Raw genomic sequence first — 15,351 nt, forward strand, 5'->3', positions numbered from 1 at the left:
GGCTGTGCGCTCAGGCCTGGGCGGCCATGGTCCGGGCCACGTCGGCGGCGCTGATGCCCTCCAGGGCGAGGCCGTAGCCGGTGCCCTCCTCGACGAGTCGGCGCAGGCGCTGCGTCAGGGCGATCCGGGTGTAGCGGCCGGTGAGCGGCGGCAGGGCGGCGATCCCGTCCGCGATCTCGTGCGCCCGGGCCAGCAGCCGGTCTTGCGGCACGATCTCGTTGACCACGCCCCAATCCTTGGCCGTCTGCGCGTCCAGGACCTGCCGCGTCAGCAGGAAGTACCGCCCGCGGATCGAGCCGATCACCTCGGGCCACAGGATGTGCATGCCGTCGCCCGGCACGATGCCGAATTCGAAGTGCGGCTTGTCCTGGAAGACCGTCTCGGGCGTCGCCAGAACGATGTCGGTCAGCAACGCGTACTCGCTGTGCAGCAGGACCGGGCCGTTGAGCGCGCTGATCATCGGCACCTCGATGTCGAGGATGTTGCCCAGCACCTTGCGGCCCTCCCGCAGGATCTTGTCGTAGCCCTGCGGCGTGAAGAAATCGAAGCCCTCGGGGCTGATCGCGTCCATGAACGCGTCGCCCGCCCCGGTCAGGATCACCGCCCGGTTGTCGCGGTCCTCGCCGATGGCGTGGAACAGGTCGACGAACTGCTCGTGGGTGTGGCCGTCGAAGACGAGCTTGCCCCCCTCGGTGTGGAGCATGACCTCCAGCACGCCGTTCGGCTCGCGGGTGAGGCGGGCGTTGGGGAAGGCGTCGCGGTAGGTGTCGAAACGGGCCATCGGTGCTGTCCTCGTGGTGGCCGGCCCCGTTCGGTCGGCGTGAGGACGAGGTAGACGGCTCCGTCCGGCGACGGATGACGGCGCGGAGCGATAAGGCTTATGCCGCCGAGGAATGATCCGCCGCGGTCTCGGCCATGGCTGCCTCGACGAAGCCGGCGAAGAGCCGTGCCTTGGCGCTGGCCATGCGGCCGGTGGGGAAGACCGCCCAGAGATCGATCGGGGGCAGCGTCCAGGCCTCCAGCAGCCGCCGCACCGCGCCGCTCGCCAACTCGGGGGCGAACATCCAGTCCGACGTGACGGTGAGTCCGATATCGGCCAGGACCGCAGCCCGCAGGCCCTCGGCCGCGCTGACCCGCACGCGGCCATGGACCGAGACTGACACCGCGGCACCGTCCCGGGTGAAGGACCAGACATCGGGCAGCTGGCTGTAGATCACCGCCTCGTGCCCTGCCAGGTCCGCCGGGCTGCGCGGCTCGCCCGCGCGGGCGAGGTAGCCGGGTGTGGCGAGGACCGAGCGCGCGCCGGTCGCGAGCTTGCGCGCGACGGCGGTCGAGTCCGGCAGGGCGCCCATGCGCAGCGACAGGTCGATCCCCGCGCTGACGAGGTCGATCACCCGGTCGTCGAGGATGATCTCGATGTCGAGGTCCGGGTGCGCGGCGAGAAAGCGCGGTAGCAGCGGCACCACGTGGAGCCGCGCGAAGGTGGTCGCCGCCGAGACGCGCAGCCGGCCCGAGAGCCCGGCCCCCGCGCCGCGGGCCGCGCGCTCGGCCTCGTCCGCCTCGGCGATGGCGGCCCGGGCCCGCTCGTAGAAGCGCAGGCCCGCCTCCGTGGGGCTCAGGCCATGGGTCGAGCGGACGAGCAGGCTGACCTGCAGCCGGTTCTCCAGCTGGGCGATCGTCTTGGAGACGGCAGGCTGGCCGACGTTCAGGAGCCGGGCGGCGCCCGAGAAGGAGCCGGTCTCGACGACCCGTACGAAGGTGGCCATCGCCTGATACCGGTCCACGCCATTCCTCCCTGGAATGAGCGTTATCGCCCTGGGCCGCCTGCCCTGTCTATCGGGGGAGGCGCATCACTCCGGTCGTCCGCGCCGCGCCGCCGCGGTGATGCATCCGGAAGCCGCACCATGACCCTGCAATCCGAGCTCGACGCGTTCAAGGCCGACTTCGAGGCCGGCAAGCCCCCCTACAACGTCCCGCCCTCGGTGATCCGGACGATGCACCGGGCCACCGCGGAGCTGATCGCCTCCGGCGCGGCGGCCCGCGCCCTCAGGGCCGGCGACCGGGCTCCGGCCTTCAGGCTCAACGATCCGGAGGGTCAGCCCGTCTCCTCGGTGACCCTGCTGGACCGCGGCTCGCTCGTGATCAGCTTCTATCGCGGCGTGTGGTGCCCCTACTGCAACATGGAGCTCCAGGCGCTCCAAGAAGCGCTGCCGCGATTCGAACACCTGGCCGCAAGCCTCGTCGCCATCTCGCCGCAGACGGCGGCCAACAGCCGGAAATCGGTCCGCCAGAACGCGCTCGGCTTCCCGATCCTGTCGGACCCGCACAACGACGTCGCGGCCGCGTTCGGCCTGCGCTTCGCCCTGCCCGACTACTTGGTCGACCTCTACAAGAGCCTCAAGAACGACCTGCCGGCGTTCAACGGCGACGCGAGCTGGACCCTGCCGATGCCCGGACGCTTCGTCGTCGGGCAGGACGGCGTGATCCTCTACGCCGAGGTGAACCCCGACTACACCCGCCGCCCCGAGCCCGCGGACATGCTGCCGGCGCTCCGCCGCGCCGCCTCAATCGCTGCCTGACCCCGTCGACGGACCCACGACCCTGAGGAGATCCAGGATGTCCCGTACCTTTCTCGTGACCGGTGCCAGCAAGGGCATCGGGCTGGCGCTGGCCCACCGTCTCGCCGGTGAGGGCCACCACGTCGTCGGCATCGCGCGCCGCGGTCTCGACGGCTTCCCCGGAACGCTCGTGCCGGTCGACCTCGCCGACGGCGACGCCACCGACGCGGTCCTCGCGGACCTGACCGGACGCTTCGCCTTCGACGGCGTGGTCAACAATGTCGGACTGGTCCGGCCGCAGCGGCTCGGGGCGGTCGAGATCCCCGCGCTGGACGAGGTCCTGCGCGTCAACCTCCACCCGGCGGTCCAGACCGTGCAGGCGACCCTGCCGGGCATGCGCCAGCGCGGCTGGGGCCGGGTGGTCAACATCGCCAGCCTGACCGTCCTCGGCAGCGTCGAGCGCACGGCCTACGCGGCCGCGAAGGCCGCGCTCGTCAGCTTCACGCGCTCCTGGGCGCTCGAGCTCGCCACGACCGGGATCACCGTCAACGCGGTCGCGCCGGGCCCGACCGAGACCGAGCTGTTCCGGGCGAACAACCCGCCGGGCAGCGAGGGCGAGACGCGCTATCTCGCCGGGGTGCCGATGGGCCGCTTCGGACGGCCGGAGGAGATCGCAGCGGCCATCGCGTTCCTGATGTCGGACGGGGCGGCGTTCATGACGGGGCAGACGCTCTACGTCGACGGCGGTGCCTCGATCGGCCGGGCGGCGCTGTAGCCCCGGGCGCGGCTCACCGGGTCGCGGCGGTCGCGAGCGCGTTGTCGCCGCCGACCAGTTGCAGGCACCATTCGGTGAAGGCGCGGACCTTGGCGGCGCGATGCTGGCGCGACGGGTAGATCGCGTACAGGGGGAAGGTCTCGTCGGGCCAATCCGGGAAGATCTCGACGAGCTTGCCGCTCGCTACGATGTTCCGGCTGCCGAGCTGCATCACCTGCGCGATCCCCGCGCCCTCGCAGCAGGCGCCGATCATCGTCTCGACGTCCGACACCATCAGGCGCGCCGCCTGCCGCACCGGCACGACCTCGTCGCCGCGGCGAAACTCCCAGGCGAAGGGACGGCCCGTCAACGGATCCTGATAGTCGATGCAGGCATGGTCGCGGAGGTCGCGCGGGTGCGCGGGGCGGCCATGCGCAGCCAGGTATGCCGGCGCCGCGACCGTCAGGATCCGCGTCTCCAGGAGCTTGCGCGCGGTGAAGCCCGCCAGCGGTGGATCCCCGAACCGGAGCGCCATATCGAACCCGTCGGCGACGAGGTCGCCGATCTGATCGCGCATGATCAGTTCGAGCCGCAGTTCGCGATGGATCGCGAGGAAGTGCGCCAGTTGCCGCGACAGGACCAGGCGCGAGAAGAACGGGTCGACATTCACCCGCAGGCGGCCGCGCACCGCCTGAGCGCTGCCCGCCGCCTCCAGGGCCGCGGCCTCGATCCCGTCGAGATGCGGGCCGACCCGCTCCCAGAAGCGTCGCCCCTCGTCGGTGAGCCGCAAGGTCCGGGTCGTGCGGTCGAGCAGGCGCACGCCGACACGCGCCTCCAGGCGCTGGATGGCGCGACCGACGCCGGACTGGGTGAGCCCGAGGGCCTCGGCGGCCCGGGTCATGGTCCCGGCCTCGACCACCGCCATCAGGATCGTCACGCCGGCGAGCAGCCGGCCATCGTACGGCATCGTTCCATGACTCCGGGTCCGGAATGATCTGACAGAACGGCGCTCATTTCTCGAGCGCCGCTGCGCCACATGGAGCCGAGGCAATTCAGAGGAGGCTCCCATGACAGGGCAATCCACGGCGCTCATCGTCGGCGCTTCGCGCGGACTGGGTCTCGCCCTCGCGGCGGAGTGGCTCGGGCGCGGGTGGCGCGTGATCGCAACGGCACGCGGCCGCTCCGACCAGCTCGAGACGCTCGCGAACCGCTTCCCCGACAGGCTTGAGATCCGGCCGGTCGACATCAACGATGCGGGCTCGGTCCGCACGCTGCGCGAGCGCCTGAGCGGTCGATGCGTGGATGTCCTGTTCATCAATGCGGGCATCGCGCGCGACATCGAGGCCAGCCCGGTCAGCGCGCGCGAGACGGACTTTCTCGACATGATGCTGACCAACGCCTTCTCGCCCGTGCGCGCGGTCGAACTCCTGCGGGATCTGGTGCCGGCCGGCGGCACCATCGGGATCATGAGCTCCGAACTCGGGAGCATCGCGAACGCCACCGGCGGCTGGCAGCTCTACGCGTCCAGCAAGGCCGCCCTCAACATGCTCATGCAGGGCTATGCGGCCAAGCACCCCGACGACGGGCACGCCCTGCTCCTCGTCGCCCCCGGCTGGGTGCGGACCGAGATGGGCGGCGGCGATGCAACCCTGTCTGTCGAGGAGAGCATCCCGCGCGTGGTCGATATGATCGCGGCGAACCGCGGCTTGGTCGGGCTGCGCTACGTCGACCGGTTCAACAATCCGCTTCCCTGGTGACTGAACCATCGTGACGATGGAAGCGCGGCCGCAACCTGCCGCCCTCTGTGACCCGGGCGGACCGTCGCCGGGCACGGGCCGAGCCGGTGCGCCCGCCGCTCCCTGTGGGTCGCACCGAGTCCGAGATCGCCCTCGCACCACAGCACCAGATTTGCACGATACAGCACGTCGAGCGGCTTCCACTGCTTCATCGTCTTGGCGAGACTGTCAGCATTGATGGTGACAGTGTCTTCGATGTTCGTGTCCGACCCGCGACCGATCGGCCCGCGCGCCCCCTCAAGTCTTCGCGGAATCCGGGCCCGCGACGTCGGCTCCGCGCGGCGCCAGGGGTTCCAGCGCCTGGACCAGTCGCGTCGCCCGCGTGCGGTAGGCGCTCGGATCGCAGCCGTAGGCGGCTTTGAAAGCGTGCGAGAAGTAGCTGCGGCTGGCGTAGCCGACACTCTCGGCGATGACCTTCACGGGCATGGGCGACGCCGTCAGCATCTTGGCTGCCCGTTGCAGGCGCGCCCGCTGCAGATATTCGATCGGTCCCTCGTCGAAGATGGCGGAGAAGCGCTCGGCGAAACCGGAGCGGCTCATCCCGCAGAGCGCAGCCAGGCTGTCGACTGTGTGCGGCGCCCCGGGCGCATCGAGGATCGCCGCGATCGCCGGGACCAGCCTCGGATCGCGCAATGTCTCGAAGATCGGCGATTGCGCGCCCTTCTCCTTCAGGTGAACGCGAAGCAGGATCGCAAGACACTGCTTCATCAGGGCGCTCGTCACCTCCTGCGTGCCGAAACTCGGTTGAACCAGTTCCTCGACCATGAACGCGAAGGCGTGGCGCAACCGATCGCTGCCCGACAGATCCTCGACCAGCGCGTCGTGCAGGCGATCGAAGAGACCGAGCGCGCCGGCATAGCGCGCCGAGATGGATCCGCAGGCCAGGAGAATGTCGCGACTCCCATCGCCGGCCGTCAGTGCGATGAGGCCGTCTGGAAGTACTCTGCGCGCATCGTCAGCGGTAACCGCACGGCTGGCTCCGGCGAAACCGATTGCGTGCCGCATGCCGCGCGGCGGGATGATGATGCAATTCGGCCCGAAACGCAGAGGTTCTTGACCTTCCACGGCAATCGTCCCGCACCCTGCCAGAACGTAATGAACGAGGATCGCGTCCGGCATGCCGTTCTTCGACAGCTGCCAGCCTGCCTGAATCTCGCAGAATGCGAAAGCGTGAACCTGCACCGACAGGGTCGAGAACAGATTTGAGAGCGTATCGCAGGACATAGATTCCTCTTTATGCCTTATGCTGACACGAAATCTATCATCTGATCTCGCAAATTATCGTCGCCTCGACCGAGAGACGTCGTGAAATGCGGATCCAATACCGAAGGTCGGCGCGCGGTCGCTCGAATACATCTCGCGCACGGGATCGGAAATCACAGGGGACATCCGGACCATGAGGATGAACGGCAGCGCTTCCGCCTCCCGCCTGCACCCTTGGCCGGTGCGGGTCATGCACTGGACGAACGCCGTGGCGATGGTGGTGCTGATCGGCTCCGGCTGGGGCATCTACGACGATTCCGTCATCATCCACGGCGTGTACTTTCCCAAGGCGATCCGGCTCGGGTCCTGGGCGGCCGAGAGCCTGCTCTGGCATTTCGCCGCCATGTGGCTGCTGGTTGCTAACGGCGGCGCCTATCTCGTCTACGGCGTGGCGACGGGGCGCCTGCGCGAGCGCCTCCTGCCGATCCGGCCGCGCGACATCGTGCAGACGGTCCGCGACGCGCTGCGGCTCAAGCTCGCCCACGAGGATCTGACGACCTACAACGCCGTCCAGAAGATCCTCTACATCGTGGCCATTCTGGCGGGCATCGGCCAGGTCGTCAGCGGGCTGGCCATCTGGAAGCCGGTCCAGTTCTCCGGTCTCGTCGCGCTGCTCGGCGGCTTCCAGGGCGCGCGCCTCGTCCACTTCGCCGGCATGGCGGTGCTGGCGGGCTTTCTCGCCATCCACGTCGTGCTCGCCCTGCTCGTGCCGCGCACGCTGTGGGCGATGCTGACCGGCGGCCCGGTCCGCCGTCCGGCCCTCCCGGCCGTGGCGCGGGAGGCGGCGCGATGAGGTCGCCGTTCCGCCCCCTCAGCGTGCCGGATCCCGGCATCCTCGACGACCACAGGCCCCTGATCCGGCAGATCGAGCGGCGCGGTCTGCTGCGCGGCGGCCTGACGCTGGGGGCGCTCACTATGCTCACCGGCTGCGACGTGACCGACACGACCGCGGTCGGCCGCGCGCTCCGCGCGGTCTCCGACTTCACCGACGGCGTCCAGGCCGCCCTCTTCGATCCCCGCAAGCTCGCGCCGGAATACCCCGCCTCCCAGGTTCTGAAGCCGCCGCGCTTCAACGCCTACTACGATGTCGAGGACGTCAAGCCGGTCGACGGCGAGGCGTGGCGGCTCGAGCTCGCCGGGCTGATCTCCGACAGGCGGCCCTGGACGCGCCGGCAGATCGCGGAACTGCCCGAGCGCGAGATCATCGTCCGCCACGTCTGCGTGGAGGGCTGGGACTATATCGGGCAGTGGTCGGGCGTGCCGCTCCGCGCCTTCCTGGAGCGCGTCGGCGCCGACCTCACCGCCAAGTACGTCGCCTTCAAGACGGCGGACGACTACCCGAGCAGCATCGACATGGCCAGCGCGCTGCACCCGCAGACGCTGCTCGCCACCCGCTACGCCGGCAAGGACCTGCCGGATCCCTACGGGTATCCGCTGCGCCTGCGCACCGCGGTCAAGCTCGGCTTCAAGAACCCGAAATGGATCACGGCCATCGAGGTCACCAACACCTATCCGGGCGGCTACTGGGAGAGCCGCGGTTTCAGCTGGTTCGCCGGCCTGTGAGCACCCGCGCGCTTCCCTGCGCCTGCGGCGCGATCCTGCTGACCCTCGCCCTCACCGGTGCGGGGCGGGCGCAGACGGCCGGTCCCTCGCCGACCCCCGACCACATGCCGAAGCCCGGCATGACCGCCCCCGAGATGGCCGGTCGTGCCGCCGACCGGTTTCCCCAGCCGGTGCGCGTCGGCGATCTCCCGGGCCGCTTCCTGCTCCAGCCGGAGGAGTCCCAGCCCGTGCTCGGCCGCGTGACCGGGCTCGTCCGCCGCGCCGACGGCGGCACCGCCGTCATCGTGCGCCTCGACGGCGCCCTCGGGCTGACCTGGCTCGGCCTCCGGCCGGTGGCCTGGAGCGGGATCGGCCCCCGGCTCGTGGCCGTGCCGGTCGAGGCGGTGGCGCTGCTCGGCGAGCACGTCGCCCTCATGGGCCTGACGCCGGAGCGCCTGCACGCGCTGCCGACCTTCGCGCCCGGCTCGGCCACCGCGATCCCGCCGGACGAGACGCTCCGCATCGGGATCGTCCGGCCCTTCCACTGAGCGCGGAGGATTCTGGGAGATGCTACCGAGACCGACATCCGCATCGTCCGCCACCTGCGCGATCGGCGTGATGGCCAAGGCGCCGCGCAGCGGCCGCTCCAAGACGCGGCTGTGCCCGCCGCTGAGTCCCGACCAGGCCGCGCGCCTGAGCGCCGCCTTCCTGCGCGACACGACCGCCAACATCCTGGAGGCGGCGCGCACCGCGCCGATCGCCGCCTACGCGGCCTACGCGCCGCGCGGCGCCGAGGCGCTGGTGATCCCAAACCTCGCACGTGGCACGCAGCTCGTCCCGGCGGACGGCGACATCCCGGCCCCGCCGGCGGTCGAGGGCTTCGGCCGCTGCCTGCTGCAGGCCGTCGGGGGCATGCTCGCGGAGGGCCATGCGGCGGCCTGCGTGCTCAGCGCCGACATCCCGACGCTGCCGACGCGCCTTCTCGTCCAGGCCGCCCGGATCCTGCTCGCGCCGGGAGACCGCGCCGTGCTCGGCGCCTGCGACGACGGCGGCTACTACATTCTCGGCCTCAAGCAGGCCCATGCCCGCCTGTTCGCCGACATCGCCTGGAGTACCGACACCGTCGCGGCCGCGACCCGCGCCCGGGCGCGCGAGATCGGCCTCGATCTCGTCGAGCTGGAGCCCTGGTTCGACGTCGACGACGCGGCCGCGCTCGCCCGGCTCTCGGTCGACAGGACCGGCTTCGCCGCCCCGGCGACGCGCGCGGTCCTGGCGCGGCTGGCGGAGACGTCGGAGGCCGTGCCCGCATGACCCGGCTCCTCGCCAGCCCCGCGCGCCGGCTCGCGGCTCTCGGCCTCGCGCTGCTCGTCGTGAATGTCGGCGCGCTCGCGATCCACGTGCCGGGCGCCGACACGGTCGGCTCGGTCACCCGCGCCAACGTCTTCGTCGGCACCGTGGCGGTCGGCCTCGCGGTCTACCTCCTCGCCGTGGCCCTCGTGCTGCGGGAACGGCTGCCGCGGGCGGCCCTGTGGACGATCCTCGGCGTCGCCGTGCTGATGCGGGCCGCGCTGCTGCCGGTGCCGCCATTCCTGTCGAGCGACATCTACCGCTACGTCTGGGACGGGCAGGTCCAGGCGGCCGGGATCAACCCCTACCGCTACATCCCGGCCGATCCGGCCCTCGAACAGTTGCGCGATCCGGCGGTCTACCCGCTGATCAACCGGAAGGATTACGCCCGCACGATCTACCCGCCCGCGGCGCAGATGGTCTTCGCCGCCGTCGGCCAGCTCGCGCACGGCGTCACCGGGATGAAGCTGGCGATGCTGGGCTTCGAGGCCCTGGGCGTGTTGGCGATGCTCGCGATCCTGCGCGGCGCCGGCCTGCCGTCGGCGCGCATCCTGATCTACGCCTGGAACCCGCTCGCCCTGTGGTCCTTCGCCTGCGACGGGCACGTCGACGCCGTGGCGATCGGTCTCCTCGGCCTGGCGCTATTGGCCCGCACCCGCCATCGGTACGGACTCGCGGGCGCGCTCCTCGGCGCGGCGACGCTGGTGAAGCTGCTGCCCGTCGCGGTGGCGCCCGCCTTCGTGCGCGGTGGCCGGCTGTGGCGGCCGATGCTCGTCGGAGCGGCCGTGATCGCCGTCCTCTACCTGCCCTATCTCGGCGCCGGCGCGAACGTGCTCGGCTTCGCCGGAGGCTACGGGGCCGAGGAGGGGTACGAGACCGGCGCGGGCTACTGGCTGCTCGCCGGGCTCGGCCATCTCGGGCTCGGCCCCCCGGGCCTGCTGCGGACCTACCTGGTCTGCGCCGGCCTGACGCTCGCCGCGCTCGCGCTCCGGATCGCCTTCGGCCGGGACCGGGCACCCGCGCGCGACGCGGTCGCGCTGTGCCGCGATGCCGGGCTCCTCGCCGCCCTCACCACCTGCGCGGCGAGCCCGCACTACGCTTGGTATTACCCCTGGCTGGCGCTGCCCGCGGTGGTCGCGCCGGCCCCGGCCCTGATCTGGCTCGGCGCGGCGCCGATCCTGTTCCTGATCGATCCGCTCAACGACCGCTTCCTCTGGCCGTCGCTGGTCTTCGTCCCGGCCCTCGTCCTGGCCGCCCGCTCCCTGTGGCAGGCCCGCACCGCACCCCTCGCCGCCCTCCCGGAAGGAACCGCCCGATGACGGCCTCAGCCGCCCTGAAGGATCCGCGCCGCTACTTCGAGGCGATCGGTGCCGACCGCGCCTCCGAGGCCGTGGCGCCGCCGGTCTGCCTCTACCTGGAGGTCACGAACCGCTGCAACCTGCTGTGCGAGACCTGCCCGCGCACCTTCGAGACCCTCGAGCCCCCGGCCGACATGAGCTGGGATCTGTTCACGCGGATCGTCGACCAAGTGCCGAACGTCGCCCGGGTCGTGCTCCACGGGGTCGGCGAGCCGATGCTGGTGAGGGACCTGCCGCGGATGGTCCGCTACCTCAAGGATCGCGGCACCTACGTCCTGTTCAACACCAACGGCACCCTGATGCAGCCGAAGCGCTTCCGGGAGCTGATCGAGACCGGTCTCGACGAGCTGCGCGTCTCCCTCGACGCCGCCGACCGGGCCTCGTACCGCAGGGTGCGCGGCAAGGACTTCTTCGACCGGATCGTGCGCGACGTCGGCAAGTTCGTCGCGTTCCAGAAGGCGAGTGGTGCCACGACGCCGCGGGTCTCGCTCTGGCTGACGGGCCTCAAGGAGACCGTGGACCAGCTCCCGGCCTTCGTGCGGCTGGCGGCCGAGATGGGCGTGACCGAGGTGCACCTGCAGCGCCTCGTCTTCGATGAGGCCGGGTACGGCATGGCCCGCGCCGACCTGTCGCTGTTCGAGAGCGCGCGGGCCGACGAGACCGCGGCGATCGCCGAGGCCGAGGCCCTGGGCCGGTCGCTGGGGGTGACGCTCGACGCCTCGGGCGCGACCGAGCCCGGGATCAGCCTGAAACGGCAGGAGGACCGCACCTGGGCCACCTGTCGGCGACCCTGGTCCCTGATGTACGTCACCGCCCACGGACGGGCGCTGCCCTGCTGCATCGCGCCCTTCTCGGTGCGCGGCTACGCCAACTACACGCTGGGCGACGCCACGCAGGCCACGCTCCGGGAGATCTGGAACGGACCGGCCTATCGCGACTTCCGCACGTCGCTCCTCTCCGACGCGCCGCCCGCTCCGTGCCGCAACTGCGGCCTGCGCTGGAGTCTCTGAGCGATGCACCCGGTCAGCATCGTCATCCCGACCCTGAACGAGGCCGCGGCGATCGGTGCGGTGATCCGCGAGATCCCGCCCGCCTACGCGGCCGACATCGTCGTCGCCGACAGCGGCTCGACCGACGGGACGCAGGCCATCGCCCGGGCCGCGGGCGCGCGGGTGGTCGAGGCCGGGCGCGGCTACGGCCGGGCCTGCGCGCTCGGTGCGGCCGCGGCCGATCCGGCCTCGCGCGCGATCGTCTATCTCGACGGCGACGGCGCGGATCGCGGCGACCTGATCGACCGCATCGCCGGGCCGGTGCTCGCCGGCCACCACGACCTCGTCCTCGCCTCGCGCACGCTGGGGAGCCGAGAGCCGGGATCGATGCTCTGGCACCAGGTCCTCGCCGGCCGCCTCGCCGGCCTCGGCATCGGCCTGCGCTACGGCGTCCGCTACACCGACATGTGCGCCTTCCGCGCCATCGACCGCGCCGCGCTGAGGGCCCTCGACCTGCGCGAGCTGACCTACGGCTGGAACATCGAGATGCAGATGCAGGCCGCCCGCGCGGGCCTGCGCATCCGCGAGGTGCCGATGCCCTACCGCCGCCGTCTCGGCGGATCCTCGAAGGTGGCCGGTTCGCTCGGTGGGACGCTGCGGGCCGCCACGCGGATCGGCGCGACCTACCTGCGCGTCGCCGCAGGGCCGGCGCGGGGCGCGTGAGGTCGACGATGGCGCTCGAGGACGACGCTGGACCGGGCCTGTGGGCCGCCCCCCGGACGGAGGAGGCCGTCCCCGACACGCGGCAGGATCACGGGATCGCCCCGTCGCGCGCGTTCGCGTTGGCGGCGTATCTCGACCGCTGGTCGGGCTGCGCGCACCACGCCCTCGCGGCCTCGGATTCGGAACCGCTGACGCTCGCCGCGTTGCTGCACCTCGCCGGTCCGGAGGATCGTCGGCGCTGGCGGGTGGCGGATCTCGGCTACGCCGACCCGCGCGGCGCCCCCCGGCTGCGCGCCACCGTCTCCGCCCGCTACCATCGGCTCGAGGCGGACGATGTGCTGATCAGCGCGGGCGCGCAGGAAGCGGTGACCTGCGTGCTGAGCGCGCTGCTCGGTCCGGCCGACCACGCGGTGGTGGTGGTGCCGATCTACCAGCCCTCGGAACTCGTCGTGACCCGCCTGTGCGCGGCCGACGGCGTCGCGCTCCGCCCGGACCGAAACTGGCCCCTCGATCTCGACCGCCTCGCGGCGGCCATCCGGCCGAACACGCGGCTCGTGCTGACGAACTTCCCCAACAGCCCGACCGGTGCGGTGCTGGATCGAGCGACCCTGGACGGCCTGATCGACCTCTGCCGCCGACACGGGTTGTGGCTCGTCAACGACGAGGTCTACCGCCAGACGGACCGCGACCCGGAGCGCGCCGTTCCGCCCGTCGTCGACCTGTACGAGCGCGGAATCTCCATCAACGGGCTGTCGAAGGGGTTCGGGCTCCCGGGGCTGCGCGTCGGCTGGGCCGCCTGTCGCGACCGCGCGCTGCTCGACCGCATCCTCGCGGCCAAGAATCTGCTGTCGAGCTGCCTCGCCCGGCCGAGCGAGATCCTGGCGCAGGTCGCGCTGCAGGCCGAGCCGCACCTGACCGGCCGCGCCCGCGGGATCGGGCAACGCAACCTTCACCGCCTGCGGGCGCTCCTCGACCGCCATCCGGACCTGTTCGATCCGGACGAGCCGAGGAACCTCGCCTTCGCCTGTCCCCGCTTCCGCGGGCGGGAGGGGGCGACGACCTTCGCGCGGATTCTCGCGGCGGAGGACGGCGTCCTCGTGTTGCCCTCCGCCCTGTGGCACTCTGCGCTGGCGTCGATCCCCGCGGACCGCCTGCGCCTCGGCCTCGGCCGCGTCGGCAGCGGTGCGGCGCTCGGGATCCTCGCGGATCACCTGCTGCGGCGCGCCGGCCGATGAGCACCGAACGCCTCGACATCTGCGACCTCGTGCTTGGCCCCGCCGCCATCGCGTCGGGGCGCGCGGAGATCCCGTTCCTGGCCGACCTCGGCGGAGAGGCCGCCGACGCGGTCCGGGCGCGGATGACCTCGGTCGCGGTCGCCGGGGGACGGCCATTGTTCGAGGAGGGGGACGAGGCCGACGCGCTCTACACGCTGGTCAGCGGCGCGGTCGGCCTCTCGACCCGCGACCCGCGCGACGGCAGCGTGCGCCGCCTCATCCGCCTGTCCCCACCGGACACCGTGGGCGAACTCGCCCTGCTCACCGGCGAGCCGCGCTCGGTCACCGCGACGGCCCTGCGCGACACGCACCTCCTGCGGCTCTCCCGAGACGCGTTCGCCGATCTGATCGCCGCCCATCCCGGGACGCTGCTCTACTTCGCCCGGGTCCTGGCCGCGCGGCTGCGCATCGCCCATACGGGCGTGACCCTGCGCCACGCGCCGCGGAGCTTCGCCGTCCTGGCGGTGACCGAGGGACGCACGGCGACGGCCTTCGGCGAGCGGCTGGCGCGGGCCCTCGACGCCGCGCTGCCGGGGCGGACCGGCTGCCTGTCCGAGTGGCCGCCCGAGGCCGACGAGGCCTGGTTCCACCGCTACGAGCAGGCGCACGACCGCACGGTCTTCGTCGCCCACCGGATCGACTGCCCCTGGTGCCAGCTCTGCCTGCGTCATGCCGACCACGTCCTGCTGCTGGCCGAGCCTGGTGCGCCACCGCGGCCGGGCGCGGCGGCCTACCTGGCCGCGATCCGCTCTCCCTGGATCCGCATGGACCTCGCGGTAGCACAGCCCGCCGAGGCGCGCCTGCCGCGCCCCCTGCATCCGGACGTCGCCGCGCTCCCCTTCTCCCTGCGGCTCCAGGTCCGCGAGAACCACGCCGGCGACTTCGCCCGGCTCGCCCGGATCGCGTCCGGCCATGCCCGCGCCCTCGTCCTCGGCGGAGGCGGGGCCCGCGGCCTCGCCCATCTCGGCGTCCTGCGGGCGCTCGCCGAGGCCGGGCTCGACATCGATCTCGTCGGCGGCACCAGCATGGGCTCGATCCTGGCCGCCAGCGTCGCCCTGGACTGGAGCCTCGACGCGATCGAGGCCGACACGGTCGCGTCCTTCGTCGGACGCAATCCTCTCGACGACTACACCCTGCCGTTCCACGCCCTGACGCGCGGAGCCAAGGTGGATGCGGGATTGGCCGCGCGCTTCGGGGATGCCCGCATCGAGGATCTCTGGCGCCCGTTCTTCTGCGTGTCCTCGAATCTCACCACCGGCACCGCCATGGTCCACTGGGCGGGCCCCCTTGACCGGGCGGTTCGGGCCAGCATCGCCATTCCCGGGTTGCTGCCTCCGGTGGCGAGCGCGGACGGGATCCTCGTGGATGGCGGCATGATGAACAACCTGCCCGCCGACGTGATGGCTGACCTCGACCGCGGGCCGGTCCTCGCGGTGGATGTCGGCAGCGACGCCGCCTTCCAAGTCATGGCGCGGCAGGGTCGGGGCGCGCAGGCGTTCCGGCGCTTCCTGGGCATCTCGGACCAGCTTCCCGGCATCGCCCACCTGCTCCTGCGCTCCGCCATGGTGTCGAGCGGCGCCCAGACCATGGCGGCCGTCACCCGCGCCGCCGTCCTGCTCAGACCCGCCCTGGCCGGAGTCGACCTGCGGGCGTGGTCGAGCTTCGAGACGACGGCCGAGCTCGGCTATCGCTGCGCACAGGAAGCACTGGACTCCGGCCGCCTGCGCGCCTGGACATGAGCCAATCC

The 15,351-nt window shown here is 71.9% G+C and carries 16 protein-coding genes; 12 read left to right on the forward strand and 4 right to left on the reverse strand.

Translation table 11 applies throughout. The annotated features are described in order from the left end of the window. Positions 1–10: 10 nt before the first annotated feature. Together ACLBXO_RS15405 and ACLBXO_RS15410 are read right to left on the reverse strand one after the other, a co-directional pair. Positions 11–781 carry an enoyl-CoA hydratase/isomerase family protein gene (locus tag ACLBXO_RS15405; RefSeq protein ID WP_331319017.1) on the reverse strand — a complete coding sequence of 257 codons (771 nt, stop codon included), beginning with the start codon at positions 779–781 and terminating at the stop codon, positions 11–13. Between the two features lie 97 nt (positions 782–878). After that, the gene (locus ACLBXO_RS15410; RefSeq protein ID WP_447685869.1) at positions 879–1,784 is read right to left on the reverse strand and encodes a LysR family transcriptional regulator; all 906 of its coding nucleotides are present in this window, start codon (positions 1,782–1,784) and stop codon (positions 879–881) included. Between the two features lie 120 nt (positions 1,785–1,904). On the opposite strand from ACLBXO_RS15410, the gene ACLBXO_RS15415 reads away from it, so the two are divergent. Both ACLBXO_RS15415 and ACLBXO_RS15420 read left to right on the forward strand, forming a co-directional pair. Further along, positions 1,905–2,579 (forward strand): peroxiredoxin-like family protein, encoded by a 675-nt coding sequence (locus ACLBXO_RS15415; protein ID WP_447685870.1) that lies wholly within the window; start codon positions 1,905–1,907, stop codon positions 2,577–2,579. A 37-nt stretch (positions 2,580–2,616) separates the two neighbouring features. Then, positions 2,617–3,333 (forward strand): SDR family oxidoreductase, encoded by a 717-nt coding sequence (locus ACLBXO_RS15420; RefSeq protein ID WP_447685871.1) that lies wholly within the window; start codon positions 2,617–2,619, stop codon positions 3,331–3,333. 13 nt (positions 3,334–3,346) lie between these two features. Here the strand turns inward: ACLBXO_RS15420 and ACLBXO_RS15425 are convergent, their stop codons facing one another. Further along, positions 3,347–4,279, reverse strand: a complete 933-nt coding sequence (locus ACLBXO_RS15425) for a LysR family transcriptional regulator (RefSeq protein ID WP_331319025.1) — start codon at positions 4,277–4,279, stop codon at positions 3,347–3,349. Positions 4,280–4,379: 100 nt separating this feature from the next. Between ACLBXO_RS15425 and ACLBXO_RS15430 the strand changes: the two genes are divergently transcribed. After that, positions 4,380–5,069, forward strand: a complete 690-nt coding sequence (locus tag ACLBXO_RS15430) for an SDR family NAD(P)-dependent oxidoreductase (RefSeq protein WP_447685872.1) — start codon at positions 4,380–4,382, stop codon at positions 5,067–5,069. A gap of 276 nt (positions 5,070–5,345) precedes the next feature. On the opposite strand, the gene ACLBXO_RS15435 is transcribed toward ACLBXO_RS15430, so the two are convergent. Then, the gene (locus ACLBXO_RS15435; protein WP_447685873.1) at positions 5,346–6,332 is read right to left on the reverse strand and encodes a helix-turn-helix domain-containing protein; all 987 of its coding nucleotides are present in this window, start codon (positions 6,330–6,332) and stop codon (positions 5,346–5,348) included. 178 nt (positions 6,333–6,510) lie between these two features. Between ACLBXO_RS15435 and ACLBXO_RS15440 the strand changes: the two genes are divergently transcribed. From ACLBXO_RS15440 to ACLBXO_RS15480, 9 genes are read left to right on the forward strand one after another with little or no spacing between them, the layout of a single operon-like run. Next, the gene (locus ACLBXO_RS15440; protein WP_447685874.1) at positions 6,511–7,164 is read left to right on the forward strand and encodes a cytochrome b/b6 domain-containing protein; all 654 of its coding nucleotides are present in this window, start codon (positions 6,511–6,513) and stop codon (positions 7,162–7,164) included. Beyond that, on the forward strand, positions 7,161–7,934 hold the full coding sequence (locus tag ACLBXO_RS15445) for a molybdopterin-dependent oxidoreductase (RefSeq protein WP_447685875.1): 774 nt from the start codon (positions 7,161–7,163) through the stop codon (positions 7,932–7,934). The genes ACLBXO_RS15440 and ACLBXO_RS15445 overlap by 4 nt, the downstream gene beginning before the upstream one ends. Continuing rightward, positions 7,931–8,461, forward strand: coding sequence for a hypothetical protein (locus ACLBXO_RS15450; RefSeq protein WP_447685876.1), 531 nt, complete (start codon positions 7,931–7,933; stop codon positions 8,459–8,461). Before ACLBXO_RS15445 ends, ACLBXO_RS15450 begins: the two co-directional genes overlap by 4 nt. A 19-nt stretch (positions 8,462–8,480) precedes the next feature. Next, positions 8,481–9,224 carry a TIGR04282 family arsenosugar biosynthesis glycosyltransferase gene (locus ACLBXO_RS15455; RefSeq protein WP_447685877.1) on the forward strand — a complete coding sequence of 248 codons (744 nt, stop codon included), beginning with the start codon at positions 8,481–8,483 and terminating at the stop codon, positions 9,222–9,224. Beyond that, positions 9,221–10,579 carry a glycosyltransferase 87 family protein gene (locus ACLBXO_RS15460; RefSeq protein WP_447685878.1) on the forward strand — a complete coding sequence of 453 codons (1,359 nt, stop codon included), beginning with the start codon at positions 9,221–9,223 and terminating at the stop codon, positions 10,577–10,579. The genes ACLBXO_RS15455 and ACLBXO_RS15460 overlap by 4 nt, the downstream gene beginning before the upstream one ends. Further along, positions 10,576–11,628, forward strand: coding sequence for a radical SAM/SPASM domain-containing protein (locus ACLBXO_RS15465; protein WP_447685879.1), 1,053 nt, complete (start codon positions 10,576–10,578; stop codon positions 11,626–11,628). The genes ACLBXO_RS15460 and ACLBXO_RS15465 overlap by 4 nt, the downstream gene beginning before the upstream one ends. 3 nt (positions 11,629–11,631) lie before the next feature. Further along, positions 11,632–12,330: a glycosyltransferase family 2 protein gene (locus ACLBXO_RS15470; RefSeq protein WP_447685880.1), complete on the forward strand. Its 699-nt coding sequence runs from the start codon at positions 11,632–11,634 to the stop codon at positions 12,328–12,330. An 8-nt stretch (positions 12,331–12,338) separates the two neighbouring features. Then, complete coding sequence (locus ACLBXO_RS15475) at positions 12,339–13,565, forward strand: pyridoxal phosphate-dependent aminotransferase (protein WP_447685881.1); 1,227 nt, start codon at positions 12,339–12,341, stop codon at positions 13,563–13,565. Next, on the forward strand, positions 13,562–15,343 hold the full coding sequence (locus tag ACLBXO_RS15480; protein WP_447685882.1) for a patatin-like phospholipase family protein: 1,782 nt from the start codon (positions 13,562–13,564) through the stop codon (positions 15,341–15,343). The genes ACLBXO_RS15475 and ACLBXO_RS15480 overlap by 4 nt, the downstream gene beginning before the upstream one ends. Positions 15,344–15,351 lie beyond the last annotated feature (8 nt).

The organism is Methylobacterium sp. C33D, assembly GCF_053345825.1.

What these genes read in the sequence shown, in the direction of transcription:
- ACLBXO_RS15465 (WP_447685879.1), top strand. Translation starts at nt 10,576, where the DNA reads ATGACGGCCTCAGCCGCCCTGAAGGATCCGCGCCGCTACTTCGAGGCG.
- ACLBXO_RS15460 (WP_447685878.1), top strand. Translation starts at nt 9,221, where the DNA reads ATGACCCGGCTCCTCGCCAGCCCCGCGCGCCGGCTCGCGGCTCTCGGC.
- ACLBXO_RS15470 (WP_447685880.1), top strand. Translation starts at nt 11,632, where the DNA reads ATGCACCCGGTCAGCATCGTCATCCCGACCCTGAACGAGGCCGCGGCG.
- ACLBXO_RS15440 (WP_447685874.1), top strand. Translation starts at nt 6,511, where the DNA reads ATGAACGGCAGCGCTTCCGCCTCCCGCCTGCACCCTTGGCCGGTGCGG.
- ACLBXO_RS15455 (WP_447685877.1), top strand. Translation starts at nt 8,481, where the DNA reads ATGCTACCGAGACCGACATCCGCATCGTCCGCCACCTGCGCGATCGGC.
- ACLBXO_RS15415 (WP_447685870.1), top strand. Translation starts at nt 1,905, where the DNA reads ATGACCCTGCAATCCGAGCTCGACGCGTTCAAGGCCGACTTCGAGGCC.
- ACLBXO_RS15425 (WP_331319025.1), bottom strand. Translation starts at nt 4,279, where the DNA reads ATGCCGTACGATGGCCGGCTGCTCGCCGGCGTGACGATCCTGATGGCG.
- ACLBXO_RS15405 (WP_331319017.1), bottom strand. Translation starts at nt 781, where the DNA reads ATGGCCCGTTTCGACACCTACCGCGACGCCTTCCCCAACGCCCGCCTC.
- ACLBXO_RS15475 (WP_447685881.1), top strand. Translation starts at nt 12,339, where the DNA reads ATGGCGCTCGAGGACGACGCTGGACCGGGCCTGTGGGCCGCCCCCCGG.
- ACLBXO_RS15420 (WP_447685871.1), top strand. Translation starts at nt 2,617, where the DNA reads ATGTCCCGTACCTTTCTCGTGACCGGTGCCAGCAAGGGCATCGGGCTG.
- ACLBXO_RS15480 (WP_447685882.1), top strand. Translation starts at nt 13,562, where the DNA reads ATGAGCACCGAACGCCTCGACATCTGCGACCTCGTGCTTGGCCCCGCC.
- ACLBXO_RS15445 (WP_447685875.1), top strand. Translation starts at nt 7,161, where the DNA reads ATGAGGTCGCCGTTCCGCCCCCTCAGCGTGCCGGATCCCGGCATCCTC.
- ACLBXO_RS15430 (WP_447685872.1), top strand. Translation starts at nt 4,380, where the DNA reads ATGACAGGGCAATCCACGGCGCTCATCGTCGGCGCTTCGCGCGGACTG.
- ACLBXO_RS15435 (WP_447685873.1), bottom strand. Translation starts at nt 6,332, where the DNA reads ATGTCCTGCGATACGCTCTCAAATCTGTTCTCGACCCTGTCGGTGCAG.